Raw genomic sequence first — 23008 nt, 5'->3', positions numbered from 1 at the left:
GATGTCCTCCCCCTACCTTATTTTTATTATTTCTAAATCCTTACCAATCATTAAAATATTATAGTCACCAATGAAGTATTCATCCTCATTTACCGCATTTAAGGCTTCCATCGTTATAGAGTCGAACTTCTCATTCTTGACGATATAAATGGTCACGTTCCCGACCAATTTCTTATCTATCATTTTCTCAGCAATCTTGTTTAGACTATCAATAGTGTCGATTCCCTTAGCCGATTCATCCTTTACAAACACCGTAATATCCGAGTTAAAAAACTCGTTTGCATTATAAATTTCATCCAACTTTGTATTCTTGTTCAAACGATCTGGAAATACACCTTCGCCAAAATTGATGAAAAACTTAAAATCTTTATATATTCCTCCTAAGAATTCGGAAACCACTTTCGCATATTTTGGTGCGATTAAAATGCCAAAATATCCATCACTTATATCGTAGGTTCCATCTTTATTGATCACGATGCGGACTTCGAAACGATCCGATTCCGATCCATTCTTTGGAGATAGGTACATTTGATTGTAGGCATAGGCCCAACTGCTGCCGTTAAAGGAAATCGGAACGAATTCTTCACCATACTTCTCCTGTAAATGGGTCAAAACTCTTTCTTTAATGACTTCTGGGTTTGGTTTATTTTCCTCAGCCAGTTGTTTCTTATTCATACATCCACTCACTCCTAAGATCATCATCGTTCCTATTATAACAACGAGTAATATTCGTACTGCCCATTGATTCATCAGCTTCCTCCCAACAATGTTAATATGGAGCTTTCATCTTTCTACTACCCGTCGACTCATAGATTCCGCCTCACCATTCTAAATTAAATTGAGGGAGTTGAAAGAATTGATCCAACCGACGAGCAATTACTTGATCGAGGCACTCTGTGACACGTTCTAATTCCTGATCCAATAAGTCATGGAGTTGTCTATGAAAACGGTCAATGAAAGTATTCGTATTAAACGATTCCTGCTCGAGGGTAAACAGAGCGGCGCCCATAAACACAGTTTGGACACTTTCGAACGTACGCATAATGAATACCTCTGCCTGCTTCGTATATTTTTGCGCCGTTTCCGAAATCCGGTGATCATAGTTGTCGTCTGGCAGCTTTTCCAATTCGGCAGCTAGTTGGCCGCGATAGGACTCTAGTTTCGCTGTAGCATATCGCACTATTTCGTCGATAGACCGGAGGACCTTTTCATTGTTAAGCTGGCCAACTTTTAAGAACACAGAATAGATGCCAAGATCTGCAAGGACAGCTACTTCTTCTTCCTCCGTTCCAGGAAAAAAGAACTTCCATATCACCGGTTCTACCGTTCCAGCAGTGTTGTAAAACCAACTTACGAATCGGGAGAACTCGCTTTGTTCTGATACGACTAATTTCCCGTTGTCATCAAGGGCCAGCTTTCTAAAAGAGGGACGATATCCTCTTCTCCGAGATTATCCGATTCTTTCATAAATACAACCTTTTCAGTATGATCTCCTATCGGGTCATTTTCACCAATATAATTGATCGTTCGTCCCGGGAGTTCCTCTTGTGTAGGCGCACCAAACACAATAGCATCCGTATCGAGCATTTCTGCAAGTACAGCGGCATGCCAGCCACCCTGGCCTAATCCGGTAAATACCGTGTTAACTCCAAGTGGTAATTGCTCTCGAATGGGTTGCACCAAGGTATCCAATGGGAACGAATATGCACCTTGGACTTCCGATTCCTTAGGCTGAAGTATGACTACGATGCCTTGCTGCTGCTCTTTGTTCAGAAATAGAATCCAATCCGAATGGCGCCCATTGCTGGGTTGCTCTTTCAACTCAAGTTCGGCGAAGCTTGCGCACCCTAAAATAGCCTCAGCCAAATCTGCCTGCTTCTGTAACGTTAAAGATGGTATCAGGCTTCGGGTAATTTCCATCACGCTTCCGGAACACTGCGCTTTCAGTAATCCGGTGTCAGCCAATTGACATAACAGTAGATATTGTCTCTCATTTAGCATCACATTCGCTCTCCTTGTTGGTTGATCACTTGCCTTTCTGTTGTTTTTGCAGTTCCAAAGCCTTTCTAGCTTCCTCGGCCCGACGCCGATCATCAGCGATCTGAACCTCTCGAGCTAATCGTTCTAGCCCCAATTCAATATCCCGGATTTCCGCATATAGCCGGGTAATCTCACTCTTGGTATGCCCCGTGTAGTCATCCTTGAACGCCGAGCCAGCTTTTCCTTTCCACCAGGAAGCCGCCTCCTGAACATCAGAACTGAGCTGTCTCTCTGTCTTTTTCAGGTCTGCTTCTCCTTGAGAAGTCTTACTGGCCGTAAAACGGATCTCACTCGATGAATACACGATTCATTCCTCCCCCTTTAATTTTCACGGGTTCTAAATTCATCTATTTCATAATATTCCGGTACCCCACATCATTCTGGATATACGAATAATAAACACGCGGGTGCACCAGTTTTTTGGAAATTTGGACAAACGGTTCATAATGATTTGTTTGGATTAATTTTACTATAAATCCAGTATTAAATATATAACTTATAAAATAGAAAGAGCCATCCTTAAGGAGCTAGTTATCTACCTAAGGATGGCTCTTATATTTATATGGTATAAACTCATCAAATATTATGATCTTGCTGAAGCTCTCTGTTCATCTTGTACCTGTTCAATACTACGGATCACCTTATGGCGGAGCTCGGTATGTACGGGCTGACCATGGAGTAGCTCTAGTGCCCATAGTACGGCTCCGGCAGCGGGGGAACTTGGAGAAAAATGTAACGGCAATCGCAAGGAGCCCAACGGGACATATATTGTTGATATTTCTCGAATAACAACGGGCTCTCGGCTTTGATCCAGACGGATCCGGCGAGCACAATATCGGCCACCGCCTCCTGGGAGAAATCGAGATTGTTCATGCAGCCTGCACTGGAGCGGGCTAACTGCTCGGCCGTCTGATCAATGATGTTAATGGCTGAGGTATCGCCCTGATCAGCAGTCGAGAATAAAATTTGCATGAGCTCCTTATTCGGGATGTTCCGCTTCACGGTACCTTCAACCATGACTTCGATAAACTTCGATCTATGGCTTACATTCAGGAGATCCATGACTGGCTTGGTCATGGCCGTATCTGTACCCATCCGGTAGAAGGAGTCGTATATGGTACGCAGCACTTTACGGGCGAGATAGAAGCCGCCTGCTTCATCGCCGGATAGCTCGCTTCCTATCCCCCGACCTGCAGGCGTTCTCCAGATCGGCTTATTCCACCGGTGGACATGCCCGAACCGTTGATGGAGCAGATGCCGTAGCCCTTCTCGCTGCCAGCCTTAATGCCGAGGAAGGAATCATTGTCCACGGCATAGGTACTGAAGCCGAGTCGTTCGATTACATAGCCGAGTTGCTCCTTCTGGGAAGGAATATCGGCCCCTGCGAGGCCAAAGGCCGCGGCAGCGAGCTGATTAGCCTTCAGATCGTGAGGAGTGAGCAGTTCCTCCAAATGCTGCTGCATGATCCGGTAGGTGCTGGCATAGGCATCTGGAAATCGCTCATGGCTGCAAGTTCCGGTGCGAAGATGATCGATATAATTGCCTTGAAGATCGAACAGATAATAGTCCGTTTTGCTGTTGCCTCCGTCGACGCCTAAAATGTAATTATTAGTCTGGTTCATCTGCTGCTGTCTTCCTTGAAGAATTGCGGCAAATAGGCTTTATGGGCCTCTTTGAGCTCCTGGAAGCAATGGTAGGCAGCGTCATAATCACCGACGAGTGGATTCATGAGCAGTGCACGCATGGCTGCATCCTCGCTTCCGCTGACCGCAGCAGAGACAGTCTCGCGTTCATAGGCTTTAACCATACGCATGTAGTCGATAATATGGCGATTGTTGAAGTTTTCGATTTTAATAGGCTTGGCACCGTCTTTGCCGACAACAGCGCATACCTCGATGGCATCATTGTCCTCCATGAAATTGAGTGCGCCTTGATTCAACAGGTTGACGACATGAACCTCTTGTTTATCATTGTAAATCGCATCTACCAGGCTAATGGCCACTTCAGAATAATTGGCTCCACCGCGGGAGGATAGTAGCTCCGGCTTCGTGTGCAGCTTGGAATCGGTATAGATTTGCAGCAATTCCTCTTCGATCTGCATACATTTCTCGCCTCGGGACAGCTCGCTCTCTTGAACCGCCTTAAGTTTCTTGTTCTTGAAATAGTAGTATTCGAGGTAAGAGGAGGGAATTGCGCCGACCGTCTGAATCAGCTCTTTGCTGAAGCCACTGGACGGAATATTCTTCATCGCTTCGCTGTTCAGCCCCATATCAAGCGCTGCTTCGAGATAGTCCTTACCGTCCTGTCTGATTGAAGTAATCCAGCTCAGATGATTTAACCCAATATAGGTGAATTCGGGATGCTCCAAATGGAGCGTCTCACGAATGCTCTTGAACATGTTAAAAGGAACATTGCACAGACCCAGCATTTTAACCTCGCTATGATTCAGCAGCGCCTCCGTAATAATCCCGGCCGGGTTTGAGAAATTGATTAGCCAGGCCTCGGGGCATAGCTCCTTCATTCGTTCCGCGATATGCAACATGGCAGGGATCGTACGCATCGCCTTAAAGAATCCGCCGATTCCGCAGGTCTCTTGGCCGATCAAATGATATTTGAGCGGAATCTTCTCATCCAGAACTCTGGCGGGCAGCTTGCCAACCCGGATTTGTCCCAATACAAAGTCTGCGTCCTGCAGTGCCTCATCTAGATCCTGTGTCATCGTTACTCGGCAGGAGAGCTGCTCGGCCTCGATCATGCGTCTGCATAGCTGGCCGACAATGTCCAGTTTGCGGGCATCGATATCCATGAATACCAGCTCGCTAATGGGCAGTACATTTTTACGTTTGATAATACCTTCGATAAGTTCAGGGGTATAGGTGCTTCCGGAACCAATAATGGAGATCTTCAGCTTTTGAGTCATTTGAACTCCTCCTATGCTTTATGGGATAGAACTCCAGTTGTTATCATCGCCGTCATTATAGCACCCGTTCATATTTTCGACAATAATATTTTGCAATTTAATGTTATAATGAATTATGTTTTTGAAATAATATTTCATATTATTTTCTAATAATTTTCCAATTGTTCTTCGCTATCAGCTTGTGTTCTAGCCCAAAAGCGCTTAAGATAGGTGCAAGTATTGCCATCTATTCGTGCAAGCATTTATTCATATAAATTAATCAAGGTAAGTGGGGAGTATTACATGGCGATTAATGATAATATTCTGATCAAAATTCGTGAGATGAAGGACAATCTGACTCCAGTGGAGAGAATGGTGGCCGAATATATTCTAGCTAATATGGAGGAGATTCCGCACCTCTCTATCAAAAGTCTGGCCCAGCTCAGTAAGACGAGCGATGCCTCTGTGCTCCGTTTCTGCAAGACAATGGGTTACAGCGGATACCGGAATTTCATCGTCAGCATCTCTGCAGCTCTGGGCTCGATCGATGAGGAGCAAAAGGATGTCTATACAGATATTCAGCCGGGTGACGACCTATTCACGATTATTTCGAATATTTCGCATAACAATATCAAATCGATTGAGGACACGCTGAGCGTAATTGACCGAAATGAGGTAGCACGGGCGGTTAAAGTTCTACGCTCCAGCAACCGTATCGTCTTCTTTGGGATCGGTGCTTCTAGTTTGATCTGCATGGATGGGGAGCAGAAATTTTCGCGGATCAACAAAATGTGCCATGCATACACAGATGGGCATAGCCAGCTTACTGCGGCGACCTTGCTTGGCAAGGGAGATGTCGCGATCTTTGTCTCGAATTCGGGGATACGGTGGAGATTCTGGATACGCTCGAGATCGCTAAGAAGAACAATGTATCTACTATCGCGATTACCAGGTATAGCAAGAGTGAACTCGCGGATAAGGCTGACATTTTGCTCGGTATCACGACTCCTGAGATTACGATGCGAAGCGGAGCGATGGGCTCGAGGATCGCAATGCTGACGATTATCGATATTCTGTTCGCCGGCGTAGCCAGCGCTGAATACAAGAATGTGAAGAAATATTTAACCAAGACGCACAATATATTGGCCAGCAAACATCGCAGCCGGAAATAGACAGGACTTGGAGTGATTCAGAGCTTAAGCCAGTTTAGCTCGCGAATCGTGCGAGACAAAACTAACGAAAAATTGATAATGGTGTGAAGCACATGCCGCTTTGATTCGGGATCGTTTGCGATTCCTTGTGATCAAAGCGGCATTGTTTATTTTCAGATAGAAAGGAAGAGGGACAATGAGCGGTTTTGAGACAAAAATGAACCAATGGCTTAATGATCAACTCGCTGCAGAAAAAAATCCGAGAAGACGTGAAATGCTGCAAAAGGAGATTGGACACGGTACGAAGGAGTTTCTGAGGAAGATATGGTACCCGGCTATAGGAAACTTTAACCATGTATATGCAGAGTGGGAAGTTCGGGATTATGGCAGCCGCTATCGTTATTTGGATCTGGTCTATATGCCGGCGGCGCCAAAGGTAGCATCGAGATCCACGGATATCGGTCTCACGCGAGGGATATTGAAGCATGGAGGTTTAGAGATTTGTGTAAGAAACAAGCTTACCTTGTATTGGATGATTGGTTGTTCCTGCCTGTTGCCTATTTGTCGATTGAGGAAGAACCAGAGGTTATCCAGCAGATGACACTATCTTTTGTCGGTAAGTTTGTATCCTTGTCAACGAGTCCTTCACTTAGCTGGATTGAAGCAGAGGCTCTGCGCTTTGCGCGTGGGTCCATCCGGCCTTTCCGATCCGAAGAGCTGGCCATGTACTTGAATCGATCCGATAGACAGGTGAGACGTATTTTAGACAAACTTGTAAAAATGGACGTGTTACTTGTTCACAATGGACAACAGCGCTATTGTACCTATCAAGTGGTCAAAAATGACCGTTAGAGCAAGAAGAGACCACTTCGTTATCTTAATGGACATTTCTGACCGTTAGAGGAAAAAAACATGTCTTTTTTCGGTACTACAACCTTCTTACGGACAAAAATGTCCGTAAGAAGGTTAGAGTATTCAAGGATCAGCTCTAACGGTCAATAATGTCCGATAGATCAGGTCAAGTTCGAACCCATACCGATAAATCGCGATAACTCCAAGTGAAGCACCAATCGGACTGTAAATGCACCCGTAAGTGCACCGTAAGCCGCACAACCAATTATCCCCCGCCACTCACCCCACCGTAAACCGTAACGAAACACATCGCTACGAAACTCTGCTTCGTCAAATTCCTTGTCGCGATACCCCGTTTTTCAGTATAAACGCCTTTGGATGGAGGCGAACATGTCATGCCTACTAACCATCAGCAGACGCCAGAGACACTTGATCAAAGACCTGCCGCCCATAGAGGGGCATTTTCTGGATGGAGAAAAATAAGAAATACTATCTTTTTTTGTTGAAACATTGAATTAAAAATACAAAATAATATTACATAATAAAATTTTATTCCAAAAACTATTGACGTATAGGTGAGCGCTCATTTAAGCTAATGCTAAGAAATAGAGATTGAGACCATCAGTGAGGAGAAGGGATCAGCTATGGAACAATACTTTGCAGAACTGACCACAGAGAAAGTCAACCCCCAGACACAGATGATAGACGAGTGCACAACCGAAGAAATGCTTCATCTGCTCAATCAGGAGGATGCCAAGGTTCCAGCTGCCGTGGCTGCGGAAATTCCTCAAATCATGAAGGCGGTGGATATTCTATATCATTCGCTTAAGAATGGTGGAAGAATGTTTTATATAGGGGCTGGTACTTCCGGGAGATTAGGAGTACTGGATGCCTCAGAATGTCCACCTACCTTTGGAGTAGACCCCATGCTAGTGCAAGGGCATATTGCCGGAGGTGATATAGCTTTAAGGGTGGCTGTCGAAGGTTTTGAAGATAGCATAGAGGAGGGGATTGCCTTAATTGAGCGGGCCTTAGTAACCGCGCGTGATGTCGTTGTCGGCATCTCGGCCAGCGGATCGGCCAGCTTCGTCATTGCAGGTTTGAAGAGGGCTGCTGAACTGGGAGCTACAACGATTGGAGTTGTCAATAACAAGGGATCCAGACTGGAAGCCGTGTGCGATGTGTGTATTGCTCCTGTAGTAGGTCCCGAAGTTATTATGGGCTCGACCCGATTGAAGGCTGGTACGGCTCAGAAGCTCGTGCTTAATATGCTTACGACATGCACGATGGTCAAACTGGGGAAGACATACAACAATTTGATGGTGGACTTGAAGGCTAGCAACAAGAAGCTCTATGACCGCTCCATCCGCATCATCAAGATTGCGGCAGGAGTCGATGATGACACGGCCAGTGAATACCTGCAGAAGGCGTCGATGAATAGCAAGCTGGCAATCCTGATGATCAAGACGGGGCTGGATGCCGAGACGGGTAAGCAGGTACTTCAGGAATGTGAAGGAAGTTTGAAGTTAGCCATTCGTACTACAAATCGCGTAGTTTAGTATGAAATTCCAGGGGGAGGATTTTTGTTATGAAAAAAATGCGTGTGTTGGCATTAGTCTTAGCACTAACCATGTCCTTAACTGCACTAACGGCTTGCGGTTCATCGAACAAAGGCAATTCCGGTAAAGACAATACAGCTGCCAATAATAACAAGACGGAGAATTCAGGCAAATCTGCTAACAATACAAAACCGGAAGCGAAAGATACGATTACGGCGCTGCTTCCACCGGTGTCGGGACATTTCCAAGATATGTTCCAACAGATGGAGAAAGACTTCAATGAGCTTTATCCAAATCTGACGCTGAAGATTGAGCCTGCTAGCTGGGAGGATATGACCCAGAAGCTCGATACGCAGGTTAATGCGGGAAGTCCTCCGGATATTGCCTTTATAGGCTCGGACGGAATCTCGAAGTATCTGCAGCAGAATATGCTGATGGATATTACGGATTTGGCGACACCAGATATGATCAATGACTATGATAAGACTCCGCTGGAGTATATGAAGAGAGCTGACGGATTGTACGGCTTCCCGGCATATATGGAAGTGCACGCGCTGGGTGGGAACAAGGAATTTCTCGAACAGGCCAACATAGACTGGAAGAGCGTACAGCAGAACGGCTGGACCTTTGATGAGTTCCGCGAAGCGATCAAGAAGGGTGTCGTCAAAGACGGGAATACGACGACGCGTTACGGGTTCGTATTTGCTACCGCGGGTGTAACAGGTAAGGACTACTTGAACATTCTGATCAAAAATGCGGGGATACCTGCTCCATTTACTAAGGATTTGAAATACGCCTTAACGAGCAAAAATTTCCTAGAAGTGCTGAAGGACGTTCGCCTAATGATCGATGACGGTTCGATGCCGAAGGAGCTCAGCTCGGTAGATGCAGGTAAACGCTGGAATATGTTCCTGACTGGACAGACGATGATTACAGGTAAAGGTCTTGCAACGTTCGAGAACAATGCTAGACAGAATAACGAGAAAATTAAGGCCAATGATGGAAGCGCTGTCAGCGGTAGTATCCCGGTAGATTATATCGTATTGCCGGTTCCTACCTTCCTCGGCGAAGAGCCGATTTCCAGCACTGTCGTAGACGGATATGTTACCTTCCGAGGTAAGAAGGAGCCGACAGATGAGCATAAAGCCAACGTAGTTAAGGCGGCCTATTTCCTTGCCAGCGGTAAGGTTGCTGCGACGACGAACAATGATTTGTTTGCTGCTCATATTTCGAAGAGTGCCAGAGATGCCGCTGCAAGCATGCCAGTTGACCGTAATCCGGACAACGTAGCAGCTGTAGAGAAGCTTCTCTCACATGCCAATCCGCCGCGTCCAGATATTCCATCTGATCTTGGCGCCAAAGCGATCAAAATTGAGGATGAAGTGATTGTTCCTAAGCTGCAGGCTTTGCTTGCGAACGAGATCACTCCGGAAGATATGTATGAAGCTGTGAAGGCTGCAGCCATCAAGACATTCGGAGAAGACGGTATTGTGAAGGATTAATTATCTTAGCTCGGGTAGCCGTTTTTTTCAATGGCTACCCGGGTCATTTTGGCAAAACGGTTGGAAAAGGAGCTAATACATATGAGCCAAATCGTGAAAGTACAGTCGGTAAAAGCAGCGGCGAAGAAACGAAAGTGGAGAGGCGACAACGCCTGGGGCTATGCCTTTATTGCTATGGCTCTTGTTGTCTATGCAATGTTTACGGCTTATCCCGTGGTCAGTGCTTTCATCATCAGCTTTCAGGAATACCGCCCGCTGGGCTCCGTGTTCATAGGATTCGAGAACTATATCAATACGTTTACAGATTCCCTGTTTTGGAAGTCTATTAAAAATACGGTTGTATACACCTTGCTCACCGTACCAGTTACCTTATTCCTGTCTTTTGCGGTAGCGATTCTGATTCTTCCTTTGAAAAAGCGGACACAGACTGCATTTAAAGCGATCTATTATTTACCGGCAGTCGTCTCTGGGGTAGCTTTATCGGTCGTCTGGCTGTGGATCTTTGATCCGATGCCTAGTGGTATTATAAACAAGCTGCTAGGGTTGTTCGGCATTTCCAACCTGAACTGGCTGGGTCCAGCTCCACCGCGATGTTCTCGCTGGTATTGATGGCCTGGCTGTCGAGCCATGGCACCAGCATCATTATTTATTTGGCGGCTCTCCTCGGGATTGATGAGAGTTATTATGAAGCCGCTGATCTGGACGGAGCGAACTTTCTTAAGAAGCTCTGGTATATCGTTATTCCTTTTCTGAAGCCTACGACTTTATTCTTGCTCGTCACCGGTGTCATCGGTTCCTTCCAGGTGTTCCAGAACGCCTATCTGATGACAGGAGGCGGACCGGACAATGCGACGACGATGGTTGGGCTGCTTATATTTAACAATGCATTTAAATACTTCGAGTTTGGCAAGGCGGCTGCGCAATCTTTGGTTCTGACTGCGATTATTGCCAGTATTTCCCTCATTCAATTCAAATTCTTCGGCAATGATGTTGAGTATTAATAGGGGAGGAGAATGACACATGGCTCTGTACAAGAAATATACCGGAAATCAAACGCTTAAATATACCAGAAATACAACCATTATGATTCTTCTCTTGCTGTTTGCTTTGGCAACTTTATTTCCGATTTACTTCATGATTATCTCTTCTTTAGGGGACCCCGTTGAAGCTGGGTCCATGAACTATACGCTGTGGCCTACCAAAGTATCTTTTGCATCCTATAAATTTTTCTTCGATTACAGTGAACATTCCTATCGATGGCTGCTGAACTCATTGTTTGTAGCGGGATGCGTTACGTTGTCTAACGTGATTTTCGCCACGCTGGCAGGTTATGCCTTCTCGAAAATTCGTTTCAAAGGCCGGTCCGTTCTGTTCGCAATCCTGCTCTGCGCCATGATGATTCCATATCAAGTGACCCAAGTGCCTCTCTACATTCTGATCGTAAACATATTTGAGATCCAGAATACGTACAAGGCTCTAATCATGCCTGGACTGGTCAGCGTCTATAGCATATTTTTAACCAAACAGTTTATGTCCTCTATACCTAATGAAATTATTGAGTGTGCCAAGGTCGAGGGATGCAACCAACTTCAAATCTTCCTGAAAGTGATCGTGCCATTGTCGAAGACCGTTATGGCGGTTACGGCCATCCTTACCTTCATGGATAGCTGGAACACCTTCTTCTGGCCGTTCTTGGTCACGAATACGATGGATATGCAGACGATTCAGGTGGGACTCAAAAACTTCCGCTTTGCTAATACGACATATTACGCACCGATGATGGCCGGGGCTACGATCTCGGCGATACCGATGTTCATCCTGTTTTTCAGCCTGCAGAGGTACTTTCTTGAAGGTGTCACCGTAGGAGCGGTGAAGGGTTAATGGACAGGACACAGACTTCAGGGCGGACGACGAGATTTGCTGCGGGGCAGATGGATAAGGCTCGGTCAGCAAACATGCCGACACGCTATGCAGTTGGACTCATGTCTGGTACGTCGGTGGACGGTATTGATGCGGCAGTCGTGAAGATCACAGGCACCCCGGGAACGAGACCTGAGCTTGAGCTGCTAGTATTCGAAAATATTTCTTATCCCTCTCAGGTTCGAGACGAAATATTTGCCTTGTTCGACGTCACGAAGGCTACGCTGGATCGGGTGGGTCGGCTTAACGTGTGGCTTGGTGAACTGTTCGCGGAGGCAGCCATGTCCGTCATTGCTAAATCCGGTTTGAGGGTGGCTGATATCGCACATATCGGCTCCCATGGTCAGACGCTGTATCATAGTCCGATGGGGGAAGCCATGGGTGGCTATCATTTGCGTTACACAGTGCAGATCGGTGAGGGCGCAGTGATCGCGGCTAGGACAGGGATTACCTGTGTGTCTGATTTTCGTTCAGCTGATATCGCTGTGGGAGGTCAGGGAGCCCCACTCGTACCGTTTACGGAGTATTTGCTGTATGGGGAGGAGAAGCGGACACTTCTGCTGCAAAATATCGGGGGAATCGGTAATATGACGGTGCTTCCGGCAGGATGCAATGCAGATGAGGTATTCGCTTTTGATACGGGGCCAGGGAATATGCTTATCGATGGTCTGGTAACGCATATGAGCAGCGGGAAGAGCAAGATGGATGTTGGAGGAGCTATCGCTTCGCGAGGACGTCCGAATGAGGGGCTACTTGACTTGCTAATGCAGGAGCCTTACTACATGCAGAGCTTACCTAAATCTACAGGAAGAGAGCTATTCGGCTCATCTTATATTGCTAGATTGTTTGCCTACCAACAGGAGTACGGCCTGTCAGATGAGGAACTAGTAGCGACAGTAACGAAGCTGACAGCTCGGTCCATAAGTGAGGCATATCGTAGATACGTTCAAGAGCGTTATCCGGCAGATACGTTGGTCGTTGGCGGCGGTGGGAGCTATAATACCGAATTGCTCCGTTACTTGCAGGAGGAAATGAAACCGCTAGGGGTTCAGGTACTCACGCAAGAGCAGTTGGGACGAAGCAGTGATGCTAAGGAGGCTGTTGCTTTTGCGTTGCTGGCGGATTACACGCTGGCTAGGCAGCCGAACAATCTGTCGGCGGTGACCGGAGCGATAAGCCCAGTCATTATGGGCAAGATTAGTTATCCATATTAAAGATAGTTCAAAAAGTTCCCTTTTGAAGGGAGTTTAGAGTCCAATGGAAGCGGAGGTCATCAGAACATGATCGTAACATGGGATGATCGGTTCCTAGCTGGAACGGTTGAGTTATGGAATAAGGAAGCCGTCCGGGACGGATATAAAAGATTAACGGAGGCCAGTTTCACGGCCCTATTTCTATTGAACCCTTATTTTGACCGTGAATCCACCTTTGTCATGCTGGATCAGGAAGAACATGTTCAGGGCTTTGCCTGCGGCTGTACGGGGATGATCTGCCCCTAGGCAAAGAAGCAGGCTATATTACCTGTATCGTGCTAGATGAAGCTGTTCAGAACGATCCTTCTTACAAGTTAATGGTCGAAGCCTTAGAGTGCCGGTTCCAGCGGCTTGGTAAGAAGCAGGCGGATTGCCTGTTTTTTAATCCGATGATGCTGTCTTGGATCATTCCAGGAACAGCGGATCATGAGCATAATAATGCTCCTGGAGTGCCAGAGGGAAGCAGATTACATGACTTTCTGCTCTGTTACGGGTATGTAGAGCGGGCGCAGGAGTGTGGGATGTATATGCCGCTTGCCGAGTTTGAGATTCCAGAGGAAGTTCGAGTCAAGGAGAGTAAGGCTGAAGGTGATGGATATCGAGTAGAACTGTTCGATCTCTCAAAGCATAGGGGATTGGAGGAGATGCTAGATGGACTGGATAATCCGTTGTGGCGTGAGCAGATTCCTCGCTATGCAGAGCAAGGTGTTCCGGTAATGATAGCGGCCTACCAAGGACATGTAGCGGGATTCGCCGGACCTATCATTCGTGAGCCAAGCGGACGGGCTTTCTTTACCGGCATTGGTGTGCATCCCCAGCATGAGGGACATGGTCTTGGCAGCATTTTGTTCTTTGAAATGTGCGAGGCCTTCCGCCAGATTGGGCGGATTATATGTCTCTATTTACAGGCAGCAGTAATCCGGCCAAGCGCATTTATGAGAAAGCAGGTTTTCAGACGGTCAAACGGTTTGCCATTATGAGGAGGGAGTTCTGAAAATGAGCAGGAAGAAACTAACGATTCTAGCGATCGGCGGTCATGTTGGAGATATGGAGCTTACGGCGGGAGGCGTCCTTGCTAGCCATTCGTTAATGGGTGATCGTGTCGTCACGTTGGCACTTACGGCAGGAGAGCGTGGTGTTCCGGCAGGACAGGACATGCAGGAATACCGAGAACAAAAGGTACGGGAAGCAAAGGTGTTCGCCGATATGCTGGGTGGTGAGTCGATGGTGTTCGACATACCCGATGGAGAGCTAAGCGACAGCGAGGATATGCGCTTTCGCGTTTGCGATGTGATTCGCCGTGTTAAACCTGACATCATCATCACTCATTTTAAGAACAGCATGCACAAAGACCATAGAACGACGCATTCGATCGTGAACGATGCTCGATTCTTTGCAGGGCTCGCCTCCATGCAGCGGCAGGAACCAGCACACTTTGCCTCGCGGCTGTACTATGCGGAAAACTGGGAGGATGCTGTAGATTACAAGCCGTATATCTATCTTGATTTTGATCAGGAAGCATATGATCTATGGGTGAAGGCAGTATCCCAGCATTGGTTCGTGACGGGAAGCAAATCTTTCCCTTACTTAGAGTATTACAAGCATCTGTCCAGGGTCCGGGGAATCGAGGCACGCAAGACTTATGCAGAGACCTTCATGATTCCGGAGGAGTCTTTGCGGGTTATTCAGGCAGAACTATAAATATGTGTTTCAAAAAGTCTGGTTTTCAGCACCGAGAATGTTGGATGAAGCTAGGGACTGAGGAGCGGAGCGTACGTAGTTGGTACGTGAGCACCGGAAGGCCCGGGTGAATTCAAGATTCGATGCGGAGTTACTTCTGGATTAACTTCGTGCTCAAAAGTGGACTTTTTGAACATCCTCTATAAGGAGTAGTGGGTATGATTAAGAATGGAATCGACCACATATTGGATCATTCTCATCTGTTCAAAGGTAAACGGATTGGTTTGATCACTACGCCGACGGGTATCACTTCAGAGTTCGTATCCACGATTCAAATTTTACATGACAATTTCCATCTTACCGCCCTATTCTCGCCAGAGCATGGCGTGCGCGGGGATCAGGCAGCAGGGGCTATGGTAGAAACATATACCGATGCTTTAACTGGCGTTCCAGTATACAGCCTCTATCGTCAGGATTCCAAACGGATGACTACAGAAATGCTCGATCAGGTGGATATCGTTGTTTATGATATTCAGGATGTGGGCGTGCGTTATTATACTTTCATTTATACGATGTTGTATGCCCTGGAGGATTGTGCCAGGGCAGGCAAGGAATTCGTCGTATTGGACCGTGTTAATCCGCTTGACGGGCTGACGGTGGAGGGGAATGTTCTCAAACCTGGATATGAATCTTTTGTCGGAAATTATCCGCTTTGTGTCCGGTATGGTCTGACAGCAGGAGAAGTAGCGATTATGGCGAATGAGCAGAAGGGTTGGAATGCGAGGCTCCATGTGGTTCCCTGTGTGGGATGGGAACGGAACATGCTCTTCCCGCAAACAGGCCAGATTTGGGTTCATCCCTCACTGGGTATTCCACGTTTTGAGACGGCCTTGGTATACGGCGGTACCTGCTTGTTCGAGGGTACTAATCTGTCAGAAGGACGCGGGACGACGCTCCCGTTTGAGATCATTGGGGCGCCGTTTATCAACGGTGAGCGCCTCGCTGATGAAATGAATGGCCGGGGTTTACCGGGAGTCCGCTTTCGGCCTGTTTACTTCAAACCAACAACCTCGAAGTTTGAGGGAGAGCTATGTGCTGGTGTACAGATTTATGTGACCGACGCGCTTACATATAGATCGGTGGAGACGGGAACAACGTTGATGTATACCGTGAAGCGAAACCATGAAGAGTTTGCCTACTTACCTCCACTCAAGCAGGGATCACGTCCATTCATCGATCTGCTATGTGGCGACAAGCTCTACCGGGAAGAGGTTGAACTTACGGAAATGCTAGAGAAGTTCCGTGAAGAAAGCCGAGACTTTGCTAGAGAAAAGCAAAAGTATCATCTCTATACTTGATGTGAAGCCTCTAAGAGGCGAGTTTAAAAGACTGATTTTTGACTTAAGCTTATGCATTCAATGTGCTTTTTTGCAAACTTCAATCTCTAACGAAACTACAAATCGTTATATCCTCAAAAACAGCGGCAAATAAAATCTAACGAAACACCATATCGTTATTCGGGTAAAATCCAGACTTTTAGCTACTAATTTACTTCAATAGCGATACCTAGTTTCGTTAGAATTTTTAGCAGCTCTTTTTGGCCTAAAAAACGATACCCAGTTTCGTTAGGGGAGCTCTATAGAGAGAAAGGCGTGATTCTTTTTGAAATATGTCGCTGGCCTAGATGGAGGAGGAACAAAGACAAAGGTTGTTATTGCCGATGAGAGCGGGCGGATGATAGAGACTTTCACGTCAGGTCCGATCAACTATAATGGGCAGGATGATAGAGTCGTAGAGAGTAGCATTGAAGAGATCGTTGTGAGGATTGGGGCGGTCTGCGGTAGCTTGGAGCATTGTGTGCATATATGCCTCGGTGCTGCCGGTATTAGTGCTGCGGGGGTAACAGAGCGGTTAACCGAAGCGATTCGCCATGCCGGATACTGCGGCGGACTGACGTTGGTCGGCGATCATGAGACGGCACTGTATGGTGCGCTTAACCAACCACATGGCATCATCCTCATCTCTGGAACAGGCTCGATCTGCTACGGTCGTAATGAGCAGGGGGCCTCTCACCGCACAGGCGGGTATGGCCATCTGATCGACGATGAGGGGAGTGGTTACAGCATAGGCAAGCAGCTGCTCGCGGCGCTTGTCCAGGCCAGTGATGGGCGGATTCCTCCGACAGCCATTAGCGATCGAATTTATGAGAAGCTGCAATTGTCGAAGGGATCTTTGAAGGAGGTCATTGGCTTTGTCTATGACCAGAATCGAACAAAGAAGGATGTAGCAGCACTGGCCCCGGTTCTGTCCGAGGCCTGCGCTATCGGTGATGCTGCCGCGATGGGTATATCACAGCGAAGTGCAGATGCATTATTCGAGCTAATCGTTCCCGTTGCCGAGTATCTCGACCTGCAGAAAGGAAGCCTGGCGCTAGCAGGTAGCGTGCTGCTGGATAATACCTTTATTCAGACGGCCTTGAGAGAGAGGTTAGCTGAACGCTATCCCGAATTGTCTTGCGCCTTGCCCAAGCACGATGCTGCCTGGGGAGCCATGATGATGGCGTGGCACCATAAGTCGAAGGGCACTGAATAGTGACTTGCCACAGCCACAGTGATTTCGTAACGGACACCACCGGTTCAACCCCCTAAGTTTGGACACTTTCCACATCATGCTTAGGAAATCACATCATAATGCAATATTCTTTGGGTTAATCAGGCCTGTGGTCACTAAACGCAAATATTCCTTGGGCGACCAATCGTAAAGACTACCGTGGATGCGTTCTGTATTGTAGTAACGAATAAACCGGTCGACCTCTACAAAAGCCTCTTCGTAGGTTTCAAAGCAATTCCGCTGGTAACATTCTTGCTCTACAATACTGTGGTAAGACTCAATAAAAGCATTCTTGTTTGGCGTTTGGTTGGGGATCCTTTCGTGCTCTACGCCTACTTGCTCACAAAAGGCATGGAACGCTTTGCTAATGAATTGCGGCCCATTATCCGTTCGAATCACTAGCTTGTGCTCTTGTTCATGGATTCTACGCTTAAACAGCGCTTTCTGGACTGTACGTAAAATGTCTCCTGTGCTACAAACCTTTCCGCGGTGATGAGCGACAATGCTCCGGTCAAACACGTCAATGATACTGGCCAGGTAAAAATGTCGGCGCTTGCCGGCTACGTAACCATACTTAATGTCCATTTGCCACAGCTGGTTTGGTCCATTCACAATACGGTTATTAGCAAGTTTTCTGGGTACGGGATTCCTCAACTCTCGTTGTGGATGGAGAATCCCCATTTCTTTACATAGGCGGTAGGTCTTCTTTTTGTTAATAATTAGCCTGTATTTTCGCCGTAACAACGTCGTTAGTTTCCGGTAGCCGAAGGCGGCGTTAGGGCCTTGAATCAAACGTCTGAGGCTCTCCTTAATGCGAGCATCTCCTACTTTCTTTCCATCTTTGTCATAGGAGAAGCCTGGTATAGGTCGACCGCTGCTAATAGGCTGCTGGCGCTCAGGATGCTTTAACCGATAGTAATAACTTGAACGCGGAACTCTACATAGAAGGAGAACCTTTTGAACAGGATACCCTTGCTGAATCCAGTGGATAGCTACTTCCAATCGGGATACTTTTTTTTTACCAAGTCCCGCAGAATGCTGTTCTCAAGCTCTTTTTCTCCTAGTAGTTTCATAGCACCGTCGTATTTCTTCTGCAGTTCCTTGTAATTAGCTGCATCCTGTTTCATTTTTTCCGCATCGTTTTGCTTCTTTGTCATAAGATCACTCACCTCATCCTGATACTGGCGAACCCATTGGCTTAACGTTCTAGGAGACATTCCATACTTCCGGGCTACCATCTCCGTTCGATACCCGGAAAGCACCTCTACCACAAGCTCCTTCTTCGTCTCATTGGGGCACCTAAATCGTCTTTTCATGGACTAACTCCTCACTTATTTTAGTGTATCTGAGGTGGATTAGAGTGTCCAATCGGATTAGGGGGCTAAATAGCCACAGTCGCTTAGCAGTGGAATTTCGAACATTATAAATTATAACGGACATAGCTGAAGGGTATTTAGTGAAAATACCCCTTTTAGCTATCTCCGTAAGATTTAAGCGCCCGTGGTGTCCGTTGAAATTTGAAAACGGCTGTTTTTCTATTATAAGTGTCACTTATATCCGTTAAACGTGTGCAAAAAATTACCTAATCATCGCTGACGCTCACTATTGAAGTGGCCTCGACTAAAGGTTTTCTTATCAAAAGCGGGCCTTTTGAACAACCTCTAAAAACATGTAAATGAGCTGATTTCACTTAAACTAACTCCGGAGATCAACCAAAACCTACCAGGTCCACCTAAAACCTGCAACCGAGAATCTTCCGACAAAGGTTGGATAGAACCAGAAGCGGTTTCCATTATTAAGCCAAATAAAAGTGTTTCGATACAAGCAACGGGAAATCGCTGGGGGTCAACCGCAAAGGCAGTTATCGTCGGTTCAAAAGCTGGAGGTGGTAGAGTTGGTCCCTGTGGTCCAACAGTTCCAGGTGGTACCCCTGGTGGTCCAACTGTTCCCGGTGGTCCAAATGGAGGTCCAGTCGGAGGTCCAGTAGGTGGTCCAAAGGGGGGCCGATGGGTGAAATAAACGACATTCGAGTTCACTCCTTATCTAAAGTGGGCTAATGTAATGATATGCAGGAATAAATTCTCCGGACTGGGCCAATGCCTATACCTCATGGAACACATCATTGTTGTAATGTTTTGTGTGAATTCAAGAAAGAAGCGACCCTTCTAAATGAGGGGGAGCTTCTTTTTTTGCAAAAATAATCATAAGTCACTTGATCCCTTCTCCCCTATGTTGACAGTAATTACATCGATTTGTTCACACCATATCATTACTGGAAAAACTTAATGTACAACCATTTTTATGATATAAATGCTGAAATAATGGTAACTTGCGGGTACTCAAAGGGTAACATATTTGTTACAATAATTATCGAACTGATGAAATTTGGCTCAGCTTATAAAGGATTTGGCTGGAAGATGTCGAAATTGTAGTAGTTGACTGCGTATACAATTAACTAGATATGAATCAAGGCTTAGGACGTGATGAAGTGATAGAAATGCAGGATATTTGGAAGACATATTCTAACGGGACCCATGCTTTGAAGGGTATCTCGGTCAAAATCGACCGCAATGAATTCGTATATTTGGTCGGTCCCTCTGGCGCAGGGAAATCGACTTTTATGAAGCTAATATATCGGGAAGAATTGCCTACAAAAGGACAGATATCTGTAAACGGTTTTAATATCGGTAGGCTCAAGCAACGTAAGATTCCTTATGTCAGGCGGAATATCGGCGTTATTTTTCAAGATTTCAGATTGCTACCCAAAATGAATGTATATGAGAATGTCGCATTTGCGATGGAGGTTGTCGAAGCCCCGAAGAAAGTGATTCGCAAGCGGGTGCCCGAGGTGCTGGAGTTGGTCGGCCTGAAAAATAAGGCAAATCGTGATCCATCCCAATTATCGGGGGAGAGCAGCAGCGGGTGGCGATCGCCAGAGCGATCGTGAACAACCCGTCGGTCATCATTGCCGACGAACCGACCGGGAATCTTGATCCGGAGACATCATGGGGAATTATGCAGCTATTAGATGAGATTAATTTTCGCGGTACGACGATTGTTATGGCGACCCACAACAAGGATATTGTAAATACGATGCGTAAGCGCGTCATCGCTATTGAGCATGGCAATATCGTTCGTGATGAGATGAGAGGGGAATACGGATATGAGTTTTAGTACCCTCTTAAGACAGTTTCGTGAAGGGGCGCGGAATGTACTCCGCAATGGCTGGATGTCAGTGGCATCCATAACTTCAATTATTGTGTCTCTATTTATATTGGGCGTATTTATTATGCTTGTCGTTAACATAAATTCCTTCGCAGACGATGCGGACAGTCAGGTTCAGATTAGTGTGTTCTTAGAATCGAATGTGGATAATGCCATGCGGGACAAGCTGATGGCAGAGGTCAAGTCGATGCCGGAAGTCAGTGAGGTAACCATGATCCCGAAGTCCGAAGGGCTCAAGGAGTTCAAGGAGAAATTGGGCGCCGAAGGGAAGGACTTGCTGGAAGGTTATACCGATGAGACGAACCCGATCCCCGATACTTTCAAGATCAAATTGATCGAACCTACAACGGCGTCGTTCGTTGCCAGCAAAATAACAGCACTCAACGATAATAATCCTGATAAGCCGATCTACAAAGTTAACTATGGTAAAGGGACGACGGAGAAGCTGTTCAAGATTACGAGGGGGATCCGTAACATCGGCTTTATCTTTGTAGCTGGACTGGCGTTAATGGCCATGTTCCTCATCTCCAACACGATCAGAGTGACGATTCTAGCACGACGTCGTGAGATCGGAATTATGAAGCTCGTGGGAGCAACCAACGCCTTCATTCGTTGGCCATTCTTTATCGAGGGAGCGCTGATTGGATTGATCGGCTCCGTCATTACGGTGGGTGTATTGGTCTTCGGGTATCAGGAGCTAGAGCAAGCGGTAGCCGCAGATATGACGCTCGCCTTCAGACTCGTTCCGATCAATGAGGTCGCATTTCAGATCGGTGGACTACTAATCGGCCTTGGATTGTTGATAGGCATCTGGGGAAGTCTCATGTCCATTCGTAAGTTTTTGAAGGTATAGACGTGTTAGGGTGCAGAAGAGAAATGAGCTTGGGAAGAGGCTTAATCTAAAATGTGAGAAGGATGGGGAAAAGAAGTTGAAGAAATGGATATCCGTGATTGCCGTTATCACTATAGCCGCTACGATGTTCAACCCAACTGAGGGTTATGCCAAATCTAAGACCATCAATCAGATCGATGCTGAACTGAAGCAGCTTCAAGAGCAGGCTAAGAAAGCAAAGATTCAGCAGGAGAAGGCTGCTGACACGAAGCAGAAAGCACAACACTATGTGAACAAGAACCAGGCGTATTTGAAGCAGGTTCTAACACAGATAGATACAGTCAGCAATGAACTGTCCAAGATTGCGTTGGATATTGAGGATACGAAGGAGAATCTGCGGGATACCGCGAACCAGCTGGACGAGACGAAGCAGCGGATTGAGGAACGCTCAGGTTTGCTGGATACGAGAGTTCGTATTATGTATACCGATGGCGCTGTCTCTTATTTAGATGTATTGCTGTCTTCCACTAGCTTCTCGGATTTTCTGCAACGGGCTGATTCCTTGCAGGCGATCATGAACCAGGACAAAGTCCTGTTGGACGAGCATAAGCATGATCAGGAACTCCTTCAGGACCAGCAGAATCAGTTAGAACAGGACTATGCCAAGGTGAAGACTTTGTTCGCTCAAGCGGAGGAACGCAGGGGTATTCTTGAAGAGAAAGAATCCGAGAAACAGGAATTGATCGCGAAATATAGCGACCAGATCGATGAACAGGATGAGATTACCGAGGAACAGAACAAGCTGCTCGTTGAATTGGCAACCAAACGCTCCGCTCTTGAGAATGAGAAGAAGAAGATCAAAGCGGCTCAAATCGTTAAAGCTAAGACGACAACTAAGAAGGTTTCCTATTCGGGATCAGGCGGATTTACGGGAAATGGCGGTTCGATGATGGTTCCGGTAAATGGTGCGCGCGTCTCCTCTGGATACGGTACACGGGTGCATCCGGTGACAGGGCAGGTTAAGACGCATACGGGGGTTGACCTCGCTGTTTCGGAAGGAACTGATATTCATGCGGCGGAGGGCGGTGTCGTCATCGTTGCAGAATGGTGGAGTGGTTACGGTAATACCGTAGTTATTGATCATGGCAATAATGTATGGACACTTTACGGTCATATCCGTAATAATGGAACGAAGGTATCGGTCGGAGACACAGTGAAAAAGGGTGAGAAGATCGCCGAGGTCGGTCAAACGGGCGTGGCAACCGGACCGCACTGTCATTTCGAGGTTCGTATAAATGGTAATCCGGTAGACCCAATGCCGTATTTGTAATAAAATAGGTTATATCAAAGAGACGGATACCTTTGGGTATCCGTTTTTCCTTCTTGCGCGGCAGGCCAGAAGTGTGTAAATAATCTGTACAAGCTGGGCATATAATAAAAGAGGTTGTTCAAAAAGTCAGCTTTTGATTACGAAGTGAATCAGGA

Annotated in this window: 22 protein-coding genes and 4 pseudogenes; 16 read left to right on the top strand and 10 right to left on the bottom strand. The window is 46.7% G+C overall.

Features of this window, described 5'->3' with window-relative positions; translation table 11 throughout:
• Positions 1–12 precede the first annotated feature (12 nt).
• From RE628_RS26425 to RE628_RS26395, 7 genes are all read right to left on the bottom strand, one after another.
• Positions 13–750 carry a hypothetical protein gene (locus RE628_RS26425; protein WP_309156317.1) on the bottom strand — a complete coding sequence of 246 codons (738 nt, stop codon included), beginning with the start codon at positions 748–750 and terminating at the stop codon, positions 13–15.
• A gap of 70 nt (positions 751–820) precedes the next feature.
• Positions 821–1315: a hypothetical protein gene (locus RE628_RS26420; RefSeq protein WP_309156315.1), complete on the bottom strand. Its 495-nt coding sequence runs from the start codon at positions 1313–1315 to the stop codon at positions 821–823.
• A 71-nt stretch (positions 1316–1386) separates the two neighbouring features.
• Positions 1387–2001, bottom strand: coding sequence for a hypothetical protein (locus RE628_RS26415; RefSeq protein WP_309156313.1), 615 nt, complete (start codon positions 1999–2001; stop codon positions 1387–1389).
• Between the two features lie 25 nt (positions 2002–2026).
• Complete coding sequence (locus RE628_RS26410) at positions 2027–2344, bottom strand: WXG100 family type VII secretion target (RefSeq protein WP_309156310.1); 318 nt, start codon at positions 2342–2344, stop codon at positions 2027–2029.
• A gap of 380 nt (positions 2345–2724) precedes the next feature.
• Positions 2725–3168, bottom strand: a complete 444-nt coding sequence (locus RE628_RS26405) for a hypothetical protein (protein ID WP_309156308.1) — start codon at positions 3166–3168, stop codon at positions 2725–2727.
• A 50-nt stretch (positions 3169–3218) separates the two neighbouring features.
• A complete protein-coding gene (locus RE628_RS26400) occupies positions 3219–3662 on the bottom strand; it encodes a hypothetical protein (protein WP_309156307.1) in 444 nt (147 codons plus the stop codon).
• Positions 3659–4960, bottom strand: coding sequence for a 6-phospho-beta-glucosidase (locus RE628_RS26395; protein ID WP_309156305.1), 1302 nt, complete (start codon positions 4958–4960; stop codon positions 3659–3661). The genes RE628_RS26400 and RE628_RS26395 overlap by 4 nt, the downstream gene beginning before the upstream one ends.
• 282 nt (positions 4961–5242) lie before the next feature.
• On the opposite strand from RE628_RS26395, the pseudogene RE628_RS26390 reads away from it, so the two are divergent.
• The 12 genes and pseudogenes from RE628_RS26390 to RE628_RS26335 all read left to right on the top strand — a co-directional run bounded on the left by RE628_RS26390 (position 5243) and on the right by RE628_RS26335 (position 17448).
• A pseudogene (locus RE628_RS26390) lies at positions 5243–6111 on the top strand (MurR/RpiR family transcriptional regulator).
• Between the two features lie 480 nt (positions 6112–6591).
• A complete protein-coding gene (locus tag RE628_RS26385) occupies positions 6592–6942 on the top strand; it encodes a hypothetical protein (protein WP_309156304.1) in 351 nt (116 codons plus the stop codon).
• Between the two features lie 644 nt (positions 6943–7586).
• On the top strand, positions 7587–8501 hold the full coding sequence (murQ, locus tag RE628_RS26380) for an N-acetylmuramic acid 6-phosphate etherase (RefSeq protein WP_309156303.1): 915 nt from the start codon (positions 7587–7589) through the stop codon (positions 8499–8501).
• A gap of 29 nt (positions 8502–8530) precedes the next feature.
• Entirely contained in the window at positions 8531–10003 is a 1473-nt protein-coding gene (locus RE628_RS26375) for an ABC transporter substrate-binding protein (protein ID WP_309156302.1), read from the top strand.
• Positions 10004–10084: 81 nt separating this feature from the next.
• A pseudogene (locus tag RE628_RS26370) lies at positions 10085–11004 on the top strand (carbohydrate ABC transporter permease).
• A gap of 19 nt (positions 11005–11023) precedes the next feature.
• Complete coding sequence (locus tag RE628_RS26365) at positions 11024–11884, top strand: carbohydrate ABC transporter permease (protein ID WP_309156301.1); 861 nt, start codon at positions 11024–11026, stop codon at positions 11882–11884.
• Complete coding sequence (locus RE628_RS26360; protein ID WP_309156300.1) at positions 11884–13137, top strand: anhydro-N-acetylmuramic acid kinase; 1254 nt, start codon at positions 11884–11886, stop codon at positions 13135–13137. The genes RE628_RS26365 and RE628_RS26360 overlap by 1 nt, the downstream gene beginning before the upstream one ends.
• A 66-nt stretch (positions 13138–13203) precedes the next feature.
• Positions 13204–13422, top strand: a complete 219-nt coding sequence (locus tag RE628_RS26355; protein WP_309156298.1) for a hypothetical protein — start codon at positions 13204–13206, stop codon at positions 13420–13422.
• 29 nt (positions 13423–13451) lie between these two features.
• Positions 13452–14156: a GNAT family N-acetyltransferase gene (locus RE628_RS26350; protein WP_309156296.1), complete on the top strand. Its 705-nt coding sequence runs from the start codon at positions 13452–13454 to the stop codon at positions 14154–14156.
• 16 nt (positions 14157–14172) lie between these two features.
• Positions 14173–14877, top strand: coding sequence for a PIG-L deacetylase family protein (locus tag RE628_RS26345; RefSeq protein ID WP_309156293.1), 705 nt, complete (start codon positions 14173–14175; stop codon positions 14875–14877).
• A gap of 197 nt (positions 14878–15074) precedes the next feature.
• Positions 15075–16214, top strand: coding sequence for an exo-beta-N-acetylmuramidase NamZ family protein (locus RE628_RS26340; RefSeq protein ID WP_309156291.1), 1140 nt, complete (start codon positions 15075–15077; stop codon positions 16212–16214).
• Between the two features lie 304 nt (positions 16215–16518).
• Entirely contained in the window at positions 16519–17448 is a 930-nt protein-coding gene (locus RE628_RS26335) for an N-acetylglucosamine kinase (RefSeq protein WP_309156289.1), read from the top strand.
• Between the two features lie 93 nt (positions 17449–17541).
• Here RE628_RS26335 and RE628_RS26330 read toward each other — a convergent pair whose 3' ends face one another.
• The 3 genes and pseudogenes from RE628_RS26330 to RE628_RS26320 form a co-directional block, all read right to left on the bottom strand.
• The gene (locus tag RE628_RS26330) at positions 17542–18468 is read right to left on the bottom strand and encodes an IS3 family transposase (protein ID WP_309154442.1); all 927 of its coding nucleotides are present in this window, start codon (positions 18466–18468) and stop codon (positions 17542–17544) included.
• Entirely contained in the window at positions 18459–18782 is a 324-nt protein-coding gene (locus RE628_RS26325; protein ID WP_309156287.1) for a transposase, read from the bottom strand. Before RE628_RS26325 ends, RE628_RS26330 begins: the two co-directional genes overlap by 10 nt.
• Positions 18783–19127: 345 nt before the next feature.
• Positions 19128–19502: pseudogene (locus tag RE628_RS26320) on the bottom strand (collagen-like protein).
• Between the two features lie 425 nt (positions 19503–19927).
• Here RE628_RS26320 and RE628_RS29885 point away from each other — a divergent pair.
• From RE628_RS29885 to RE628_RS26305, 4 genes and pseudogenes are all read left to right on the top strand, one after another.
• Positions 19928–20388 (top strand): annotated as a pseudogene (locus RE628_RS29885) (cell division ATP-binding protein FtsE); the annotation flags it as partial.
• Complete coding sequence (locus RE628_RS29880; protein ID WP_375143149.1) at positions 20389–20640, top strand: FtsE family protein; 252 nt, start codon at positions 20389–20391, stop codon at positions 20638–20640.
• Positions 20630–21544 carry a permease-like cell division protein FtsX gene (ftsX, locus tag RE628_RS26310; protein WP_309156285.1) on the top strand — a complete coding sequence of 305 codons (915 nt, stop codon included), beginning with the start codon at positions 20630–20632 and terminating at the stop codon, positions 21542–21544. Before RE628_RS29880 ends, ftsX begins: the two co-directional genes overlap by 11 nt.
• A 76-nt stretch (positions 21545–21620) precedes the next feature.
• Positions 21621–22853, top strand: a complete 1233-nt coding sequence (locus tag RE628_RS26305) for a murein hydrolase activator EnvC family protein (protein ID WP_309156283.1) — start codon at positions 21621–21623, stop codon at positions 22851–22853.
• Positions 22854–23008: the final 155 nt, after the last annotated feature.

Origin of the sequence: Paenibacillus sp. D2_2 (assembly GCF_031199965.1) — a bacterium.
Lineage (GTDB): Bacteria > Bacillota > Bacilli > Paenibacillales > Paenibacillaceae > Fontibacillus.
Note: the sequence above shows the minus strand (reverse complement) of the source record. Positions and strands in the feature narration are given on the sequence as shown.

Bases quoted from the DNA above. Each gene is read 5' to 3' on its own strand.
- ftsX (WP_309156285.1), top strand. From the start codon at position 20,630: ATGAGTTTTAGTACCCTCTTAAGACAGTTTCGTGAAGGGGCGCGGAAT.
- RE628_RS26395 (WP_309156305.1), bottom strand. From the start codon at position 4,960: ATGACTCAAAAGCTGAAGATCTCCATTATTGGTTCCGGAAGCACCTAT.
- murQ (WP_309156303.1), top strand. From the start codon at position 7,587: ATGGAACAATACTTTGCAGAACTGACCACAGAGAAAGTCAACCCCCAG.
- RE628_RS26415 (WP_309156313.1), bottom strand. From the start codon at position 2,001: ATGCTAAATGAGAGACAATATCTACTGTTATGTCAATTGGCTGACACC.
- RE628_RS26375 (WP_309156302.1), top strand. From the start codon at position 8,531: ATGAAAAAAATGCGTGTGTTGGCATTAGTCTTAGCACTAACCATGTCC.
- RE628_RS26360 (WP_309156300.1), top strand. From the start codon at position 11,884: ATGGACAGGACACAGACTTCAGGGCGGACGACGAGATTTGCTGCGGGG.
- RE628_RS26345 (WP_309156293.1), top strand. From the start codon at position 14,173: ATGAGCAGGAAGAAACTAACGATTCTAGCGATCGGCGGTCATGTTGGA.
- RE628_RS26365 (WP_309156301.1), top strand. From the start codon at position 11,024: ATGGCTCTGTACAAGAAATATACCGGAAATCAAACGCTTAAATATACC.
- RE628_RS26340 (WP_309156291.1), top strand. From the start codon at position 15,075: ATGATTAAGAATGGAATCGACCACATATTGGATCATTCTCATCTGTTC.
- RE628_RS26325 (WP_309156287.1), bottom strand. From the start codon at position 18,782: ATGAAAAGACGATTTAGGTGCCCCAATGAGACGAAGAAGGAGCTTGTG.
- RE628_RS26355 (WP_309156298.1), top strand. From the start codon at position 13,204: ATGATCGTAACATGGGATGATCGGTTCCTAGCTGGAACGGTTGAGTTA.
- RE628_RS26425 (WP_309156317.1), bottom strand. From the start codon at position 750: ATGAATCAATGGGCAGTACGAATATTACTCGTTGTTATAATAGGAACG.
- RE628_RS26400 (WP_309156307.1), bottom strand. From the start codon at position 3,662: ATGAACCAGACTAATAATTACATTTTAGGCGTCGACGGAGGCAACAGC.